Source organism: Nocardioides malaquae (assembly GCF_015070385.1).
GTDB lineage: Bacteria > Actinomycetota > Actinomycetes > Propionibacteriales > Nocardioidaceae > Nocardioides > Nocardioides malaquae.
Window position 1 is genome coordinate 1 of the sequence record NZ_JADCSA010000034.1, and the last position, 1,235, is coordinate 1,235.

At 67.7% G+C, this 1,235-nt stretch carries 1 protein-coding gene; it reads left to right on the forward strand.

What is annotated here, in order from left to right; translation table 11 throughout:
* Positions 1-52 precede the first annotated feature (52 nt).
* Positions 53-1,219, forward strand: coding sequence for an IS30 family transposase (locus IEQ44_RS15520; protein WP_227487602.1), 1,167 nt, complete (start codon positions 53-55; stop codon positions 1,217-1,219).
* Positions 1,220-1,235: the final 16 nt, after the last annotated feature.

Here is a 1,235-nt window from a genome sequence, read left to right on the forward strand (position 1 = left end):
GGCGGGTTCTAGGTAGTCACGCAACACCTCGAGGTTCGAGGAGTTGTTGTCGATGGCGTATTCGTTCGAGGTACGTGAACGGTTCTGGTGGCTGGTCCGCGCCGGGCACGGAGTGGAGGACGCGGCGGTGGCGGTGGGCGCGTCGGTCTCGTGGGGGCGCCGGGTGTTCGGTGACGCTGGCGGGGTGAACCCGACTCGGTCGACCCCACGTGTAGGCAGGTACCTGTGTGAAGCCGAGCGTGAGGAGATCCTGCGGCTGCACAGCGGCGGGGTGAACGCCTCACAGATCGCGAAGGTGTTGGGCCGCCACAGGTCCACGGTCACCCGGGAGTTGGCGCGCGGCCGCACCACGCATGGGTATTCGATGCGGGCGGGACAGCGCAGGGCTGATGCGGCCAGACGTGGCCCACGGGCAGCGAGGTTGGCCACCAACCTGGCGTTGCGACGCGAGGTCCAGGCCGGTCTTGCACGCAAGGAGAGCCCAGAGCAGGTCGCTGGCAGACTCCGAGTCGACTTTCCCGACCGACCGGAGATGCACGTGTGCGCGGAGACGATCTACCAGTCGTTGTACGTACAGGCCCGTGGCGGGCTCAACCGCGAGCTGACCCGGCACCTGCGCACTGGCAGGTCGATGCGCAAACCGCACAGGCGACCCGAGGAGCGCCGCGGCCGGATCCCGGGGATGGTGATGATCAGCGAACGCCCACCAGAGGTGGCTGACCGGGCCGTGCCCGGGCACTGGGAGGGCGATCTGATCTTGGGGTCGACCGAGTCCGGCTCAGCGGTGGGCACCTTGGTGGAGCGCGCCACGGGGTTCGTGATGTTGCTGCACCTGCCCGAGCGACACGACGCGCTGGCGGTGCAGGAAGCACTGGTGGCCAAGATGACCGAGCTGCCCGAGCACCTGCGCCGGTCGTTGACGTGGGACCAGGGCAAGGAGATGGCCAACCACGTGGCCATCGCCGAGGCCACCGGGTTGGAGATCTACTTCTGCGACCCGCACTCGCCGTGGCAAAGGGGCAGCAACGAGAACACCAACGGACTGCTTCGCCAGTACCTGCCCAAGGGCACCGACCTGTCGTTCCACGGCCCCGGACTGCTCGATGCCTACGCCGCGGAACTCAACGCCCGCCCTCGTAAGCGTCACGGGTTCCGCACCCCGGCCGAGGTCCTCGACGACCTACTCTTGACCCACCACAAACACCACGGTGTTGCGTGACCAACTGGAATCCGCC

Excerpts from the sequence above, each read along its gene's own strand:
- IEQ44_RS15520 (WP_227487602.1), top strand. The coding sequence starts at position 53 with ATGGCGTATTCGTTCGAGGTACGTGAACGGTTCTGGTGGCTGGTCCGC.